Source organism: Pseudoalteromonas rubra (assembly GCF_005887095.1).
Lineage (GTDB): Bacteria > Pseudomonadota > Gammaproteobacteria > Enterobacterales > Alteromonadaceae > Pseudoalteromonas > Pseudoalteromonas rubra_E.
Map to the genome: position 1 here is coordinate 247,819 of NZ_PNCI01000001.1, position 7,791 is coordinate 255,609.

At 43.1% G+C, this 7,791-nt stretch carries 4 protein-coding genes; 3 read left to right on the forward strand and 1 reads right to left on the reverse strand.

Features of this window, described 5'->3' with window-relative positions; genetic code table 11:
* The first annotated feature begins 94 nt into the window (after positions 1–94).
* The 3 genes from CWB99_RS01020 to asd all read left to right on the forward strand — a co-directional run bounded on the left by CWB99_RS01020 (position 95) and on the right by asd (position 6,296).
* Complete coding sequence (locus CWB99_RS01020) at positions 95–1,804, forward strand: hypothetical protein (RefSeq protein WP_138551846.1); 1,710 nt, start codon at positions 95–97, stop codon at positions 1,802–1,804.
* A gap of 89 nt (positions 1,805–1,893) precedes the next feature.
* Positions 1,894–4,581: a TonB-dependent receptor plug domain-containing protein gene (locus CWB99_RS01025; RefSeq protein WP_138551845.1), complete on the forward strand. Its 2,688-nt coding sequence runs from the start codon at positions 1,894–1,896 to the stop codon at positions 4,579–4,581.
* A gap of 602 nt (positions 4,582–5,183) precedes the next feature.
* Positions 5,184–6,296: an aspartate-semialdehyde dehydrogenase gene (gene asd, locus CWB99_RS01030; protein ID WP_138551844.1), complete on the forward strand. Its 1,113-nt coding sequence runs from the start codon at positions 5,184–5,186 to the stop codon at positions 6,294–6,296.
* 816 nt (positions 6,297–7,112) lie between these two features.
* Here asd and CWB99_RS01035 read toward each other — a convergent pair.
* The coding region (locus tag CWB99_RS01035; protein WP_171045227.1) for a hypothetical protein at positions 7,113–7,791 on the reverse strand (679 nt) is incomplete at its 5' end.

The following is a 7,791-nucleotide window of genomic DNA, read 5'->3' on the forward strand; positions in this document are numbered from 1 at the left end:
TACTTTCATTTTTTTGAAAATAAACAGACACACAAATGAAATATATGCTTTATATGATAATGCCAGCTCAAATAAACACTCAACGGAGAATAAAATGAAACTTACTGGGTTATTCAAAGTAAGCCTTGTTACATCTGCACTTGTACTAGCTGGTTGTGGCGGTGACATCGAAGTAACACCAACTGTAAATGATACAAGCGTTACTGATTCAAATAATACAACAACAAATAATACAACCAACCCAGATCCCGATAAAGTTGTTGACGACAAAGATCCAGTCGTAACTAACCCTTGTGTAAGCCGTACCGTTGCAGGCGTAGAAGTTCAGGGTGAATACCGTGAAAGCAAACACTGTTACTACGATTCTTCATTTGCAAGCAAAGCGCTAGAAATCAAAGAAGACATCACTTTTGATGCATTACCAAATGGTGGAGCGCATGTTTTTGCCGGTGCACTATTGATTGGTGAAAACTGTGACACTAGCTCAAACACAGGTTGTGCTGTACCAGAAACCGGCCCAACTCTAACCGTAAAGCCTGGTACAACTATGGCTTTCGCTTCAGGTGAAGCGATTGTGCGCATCGCACGTGGTGCTAAAATTATGGCTGAAGGTACGGCTGAAGCGCCAATTGCCTTTACCTCAGCAAATGCTATTCCAGAATTCGACCTGACAGAAACTGGTCCTCAGTTCGCTGACTGGGGTGGTATCATGATCAATGGTAAAGGTCTGACCAACCAATGTACCAACGAAGAACGTGCAGCAAACTTGTGTAATGCTAAAACTGAAGGTATTACCAGCCACTTCGGCGGAACTAACAATGCTGACAACAGTGGTAACATCAAATACGCACAAATCTGGTACGCAGGTTCTGGTCCTCGTGAAGGTGGTGTAGGTGATGACCTTAACTCACTGACTCTGAACGGTGTAGGTTCGGGCTCTAGCTTTGAATTCCTTCACATTCACCAGGGTTTTGATGATGGTATCGAGTTCTTCGGTGGTGCAGCTAACCTGAAAAACATCGTAGTTACAGATACACAGGATGATTCAATCGATATCGACGCTGGCTGGCAGGGCAAGGCTCAGTTCATCTTCATCAAACACGGTACAATCAAAACTAAGAAGCCGGTAACTTATACCGGCGAAGATGATGATGGTAACAAAGTGACCAAGATCATCGACGCGGGCACAGACGGCTTCATGGGTAACAACGGTTTTGAGACAGACGGCGAAAAGAACAAAGGTGCAGAGTACGACGATGTTCAGCCTTCTAACCCAACGATTGCTAACGTTACTGTAATCACAACAGATGGTAAGTCAATTCGTGACAATGACCCATCTCAGGCTGCAACATTTGACGATGCAATCCGTGGTCAATACTACAACACATTGTTCGTTAAAGCTGACAACGCAGAAAACGGTACCGCTTGTCTTCACTTTAAAGATGACGATGCTGCACAAAACGCGACTGACGATGCTCTGAACTTCCACAGCTCTGTACTGGCTTGTGTGAAAAACGTAACTGATGGAAGTAAAGCATTACCTGGCAATGAATCTTATACCGCATGGTGGGATAACGCAGGTTCTAGCGCAATCCTTGACAAAGCAGGTGACGTACTGGCGGATGATGGTTTCTCAACCAACAAAGATTCTGCAGACATCACAGTAGCAGCAAACGACCTGAAATCTCTGAATGACGATTTCTTCGAAGAAGTCGACTTTGTAGGTGCTGTTTCAAGCACAGATACTACAAGCGATTGGTACAAGTGGGTTAAAGCAGCACTAGAAGTTGCTGACAAAGATTAATCCCTGCGATTACTTTGTTTTAACTCAATAAGTATTTCGAAGTAGGCGCATTGATTGCGCCTTTTTTACGAGTTTTATCAGGATTGCAAATGAATACGCAGATAAAATTAAGAAAAGTCGCTTTGGCAGTAGGTGCTTCTTTGTCAGTTGGTATGACTGCGCCGGTGTTTGCTGAAGAAGCGCAGGAAATCGAAGAAGTTGTAGCTGTCGGTTCACGCTTGCAAGGCAGTGCTGCGGCCGTGATTGAAGAACGCAAAAACCAAGCCTTTGTTGCAGACATTCTTGGCGCAGAGCAATTATCGCGAACAGGCGACAGCGATGTTGCATCTGCACTTCGCCGGGTAACGGGCCTGACGCTGGTAGATGGTAAGTTTATCTATGTACGTGGTTTAGGTGAGCGTTACTCAAGTGCACGTTTAAATGGCGCGGCAGTTCCGAGCCCGGACCTAACCCGAAATGTTGTACCTTTAGACATATTCCCCTCTAGTATCATCGAAAGCCTGGCTGTACAAAAAGCTTACTCGCCTTCTATGCCGGCAGCATTTGGTGGTGGTAACATCGACATTCGTACTAAATCTGTACCCAGCGAATTTGTCGCGAATATCGAAGTCGGTGTTGGCCAGAATCTAAATTCCAGAGACGGATATACCTACAACCGAAATGAAGAAGGGATCCCAGTTGCTTTGCAAACAGCGGTAGTGCGCTATCGTGGTGACCTGTCGTTGCGTGGTATTGTAGAGCGTGAGGGGATCAAAGGCACTGAGACCCAATCCGCGGCCGATCAGGCGACTGCACTGAACAAGGCTCTGGTACTGGAATTACCTCGTGATATTCGCGTAAAAGAAGAGTCACTCGATCCTAATTACGATATCAAAGCCAGTATTGGTAACAGTTTTGATGAAGATTGGCTGGGTGGCACCATTGGCGTGTTGGCAGCAGTATCTTACGATAATGACTGGAAATATTCAGAGCGTATGACGGCGGTGCTGGATCAGTCATTCGATGAGTCTTGTACAACTAAGCTGGAAACGGCTGAGGACGCGACTAATTCCTGCTACGTGACGGTTAAAGACTCTAAAGTAACATCTCAGACAGAGCGTATGAGTGGCGTGTTCAACTTAGGTTATAAGTACGAACAACATAACGTTTCTTACTCAAAAATTTACCTGGAAGACACGGAAGATGAATCTGAATTGTCCCTGGCACAGAGCCCTAATGGCAGTACAGTAAGAACGATTGCTGCTACAAACCAGGCTTATCGCACATACGACTTCAACTACGAAGAGCGTATTTTGGACATCGATCAGGTTGTTGGTCAGCATACCTTTATGGAATATATGGGAATAGGTGTTGACTGGCAGTACACTGAGTCTAAAGCTGAGACTAAGATCCCGACTAACATTGATTATGATTTCATCGATAACTACAACGAAGGCCAGACATATCAGGACTCGATAGTAACCGGTGATGATAACCGAATTCTGTATTCCTACACAGATATGGAAGACAATGTTAAGTCTTATAGCGGCAACCTGACATTGCCTTTGTATCTGGAAAACGTTGAACTCACATTTAAAGCTGGTTACGACTTTGTTGACCGTGCACGTGTGTATTCGACCTCCAGCTTCGCTATTCACAATGAAACAAATATCTCGATCCCAGTTAATACGGGTTCAGAAGGCATTAATGACATTACCGCTTACCTGAGCGATGATTTTGTTTCTAATAACGATTTCCTGGTTGCGTTCAATGAGCCAACTGCGCCTAGCGCCGATGACTACATTGCAGCTCAGAAAATTGACTCTGGTTACTTCGAGTTTGATGCTATTTTCAATAACACTTGGCGTTTAAGTGGTGGTATTCGCTACGAAGACTTCAAGCAGGTTTCGATTGGTACCTCAAGCTTGATTTTCGATCGTATTACGCACAGTACTATCTATTCGGAAGAGCGGATCCTTGCCGGTACAGTTAATGAAGACGACTTCTTTAACGCGCTGTCGATGACCTATCTGGGTGGTGAGAAGTATCAAATCCGATTTGGTTATGGTGAAACAGTTGTTCGTCCTGACTTGCGTGAACTGGTACCGGTTTCTTATTTCGACCCGCTTACTGACATTCGCACGTTCGGTGTTTCAGGTCTGAAAAGTAGTGAACTGGCAAACTATGACGCCCGTTTCGAGTACTACATGGATAACGGCGACAACTTCTCTGTGGGTGCTTTCTATAAAGACATCACAGCACCGATTGAAACTGTATTGCAAGTTGGCGATGAAGATTACACAGCAACTTTCGTTAACGGTGAAACTGGTGAAGTATATGGCGTAGAAGCTGAATGGCTATATGATTTGTCTGGCGTTACAAGCGGCTTATTCACGTCTGGTAATATCACCCTAAGTGACTCAGAAGTGGAAATCGACCCTTCACGAGCAGGTAACCTGACTAACCCAACCAAGCGAATGACAGGTCATTCTAAGTATGTAGTTAACTTACAGCTTAACTACGATTCTGCAGATGGTCAGCACAGTAGTTCACTTGTATATAATGTGTTTGGTGAGCGTATCCTGGCATCGGGTATCGGTGGTCGCGAAGACGCATTTGAGCAGCCTTTCCACTCGTTGGATCTTGTTTATACCTGGTATCCTGACTTTAACTCACAGGTTAAGTTTAAGGTTCAGAACTTACTTGATGAAGAACAAGAGGTGACTCAGTCTGATTACATAGTGCGCCAAAAAGAGGTGGGCACCAGTGTCAGCCTGAGCTATAAGTACGAATTCTAAATTAGTTATTTAGAATTCCATAGGCCTTCGGACTGTTGAGTTCCGAAGGCTTTTTTTGTTCTACCTGCTAGATTGATTGGTCGCTAAAACTCTTACACAAAATTCAACTACATGACACCAGTCATTCTGCAAGTTGGACATAAATGAAGGTCCTATCTGCTCAATGTTCCATCAGTGCTCTTAAAGTTTGCTCTAAGTCAAATTGGGTGGCTTAAGGTGGTGATAACGTTAAACTTATGTGACAATCTTTGTTTTTCTAAAGTGGGAAAATATTTTCTTAATTTTCAGATTGTTGTAATCAAAATTTCTTGAACACTTGTTAGAATTACGCCATACTTTGTTCTCACATACAAAATCAGAATTTTGGCCATTAGAATGAGTTTCTGGTTGCCAACAACCCGGTTCTAAACTGCTGCTTAGGTGGCAGTATGGGACACAACCTTTACATGTTGTATCCAAACCCCGCTTTCGCGGGGTTTTTTATGATTAATGTTCAATTTTGACGCTAAAAGTATAGTTTCTTAAGATAATGTTTGCTATTTTTAGACGTCTAGACATGCCTCTCACGCAAAATACTCAATGATTCAAAAAAAGGTAATACCATGAAAAAAGTAGGACTAATTGGTTGGCGTGGAATGGTCGGCTCTGTGTTGATGCAACGTATGCACGAAGAAAATGACTTTTCTGATATTGAACCTTATTTCTTTACGACATCCCAAGCCGGTCAACCGGGGCCAGAAGTAAAATCTCAGTCCACAATATTGTTAGATGCATATGACGTCGATAGTCTCTCAGAGATGGACATCATTTTGTCTTGTCAGGGTGGTGATTATACTAAAGCAGTGTATGACAAGCTGAAGGATACTGGCTGGAACGGTTACTGGATAGATGCCGCTTCAGCTTTGAGAATGTCTTCTGACAGCATTATTGTGTTAGATCCGGTGAACAGAGATGTGATAGAGCAGGGCCTTGAGCAGGGTGTTAAGACCTTTGTTGGTGGCAACTGCACGGTATCTCTTATGCTACTGGCATTGGGCGGGTTGTTTGAACAAGACCTGATCGAATGGGTAAGCCCTATGACATATCAGGCAGCGTCCGGAGCTGGCGCCCGTAATATGAAAGAGCTAATCGCGCAGATGGGCGAAATACATGACTCAGTCAAAACGCAACTGAACGATCCGAGTGCAGCAATACTCGAAATTGACAAACTGGTTGCCGAAAAGCTTAAGTCACAAAGTTTGCCTACCGATCAGTTTGGCGTGCCACTGGCAGGTAGCTTGATCCCCTGGATTGATGTACCTATGGAAAGTGGCCAGAGCAAGGAAGAATGGAAGGCACAAGTAGAAGCCAATAAAATCCTAGGCTCGAGTAAGCAGCCAATCCCGGTTGATGGGATCTGTGTACGAATTGGCGCGATGCGTTGTCATGCTCAGGCACTGACTATCAAGCTTAGAGAAGACATTTCGGTTGAGAAAATAGAAGAAATATTAGCGGCACACAATGAATGGGTTACTGTCATTCCTAATGACAGAAAGGCAACCGAGCAAGAACTGACACCTGTTAAAGTGACTGGTACGCTGAATATCCCGGTAGGAAGAATACGTAAATTGACGATGGGGCCAGAATATATCAGCGCATTCACTGTAGGCGATCAATTGCTATGGGGCGCCGCCGAGCCTTTACGTCGTATGCTTAGAATTATTGTTGAGCAATAAAGCCCAAGTATCAAAACTGACAGATAAAAGCGCTAAGCCTTGCTAGATGCTTTTATCTGATTTACCTCAGACAAAGAGAAACTGCTCATATGGCGACTTAGTGTATGAAACGCCAAGCAGACGGCCATATGATATTGCATTAAGTCAGATATTAATTCTGACATTTGATATCCTATAAATTACGTTATGTTAAATAGTGTCATTTTCTTAATCACGACTATGAGGCACCCTATCTTTCTAACAAACCTGGCACATCACCTTAAACTGCAACAGTTTTTTGGCTGGCTTATTAAGATGTATACGCCAGGCAACAAAAGTTTATAACCCATTGTCACTGAGCCTGTAAGGCGCAACTTTTATGACACAGTATGTCTATGCTTTCCGTTCAAGGAGATCGAGTTAAGTGTTTTGGGCCTTTTTGGTATGACATATAAGCAATGAGATAAGGTATTAAGACTTGCTGGCCATAAGTTATGACCGATACTAACCAGTATCGGTCTTTAAAGCGCAGATAACGAAGGCCAAAAATTTTAGAATCACCTTCTGATGTTCAGCTTCATTTCTCTGTCTGCCAGATACTTGGCTTGTTCTTCTGGTGTGAGTTTTTCGAACGCCGCCTGCATTTCTTCCAGATCGGGTTCTATGAATCTGGTATTGAAAGCATGTCTACTCCTTGTTAATGACAATGCAATTTAAAGCAGAAACTTTAACATTACGCGCACGCCCTCACAATGAGATACTTCATACGGTGTAACTTTGCCTGGTAAAAGTTACATTGATGGAAAGCCGAGCAACCTGCTCGGCAATTAACGCTAGCTACTCAAACTGCGCTGCCAACTCAACATACTTGAAATAATCATCATATGGGAGAGTTTTATCAGTGATTAGGCGACTCTTGTAAGCAATTGTATAAGCATTTATCACGAAATTTTCAGTGTCATTTTCTACAGAAAAATTGTCAAACAGATATCTCCGTCGATTTTCAACTTTAACAGCAATTTGGCCTTTCGTGCTTGAGAGAAGGTTCTGAATATGTTTAAAGCACTTGACCCAGCCTAAGCGGTTGTCGTTTTTTCCGTAGACAAGTGAAGCAAATTCGGCAGACCCGTCTTTATCACATGAGGGATTTCTATTGAATTTTTCTTTTAGTTCCTTACTTACTCTGTCGCTGCCTTTCTTTTTCAGATCGTATGAATAGTTATAAGCTGGTTGGTCATACTCACACATTAATTGGACCATCAAGTAACAGTCAAAGTAAGTACCTTTATCTACATATGTTACGATAGACTCAAACTTGGAAAATAGCTGTTCTAACCTTCTAAGAGAAAGTTGATAGACAGTTCCTATGCAGCCGAAAAGAATTTTTAGATGTTCCAAGGATTTCGACTGGTCCTCAACGACTGGGATAACCAACTGGTCCAAACGTTGTTTAATTGACGAGTTATCAACTAAAAAGCTGGCAAAGGTAAACCTGTGTAGTGGTTTAATAGATCCG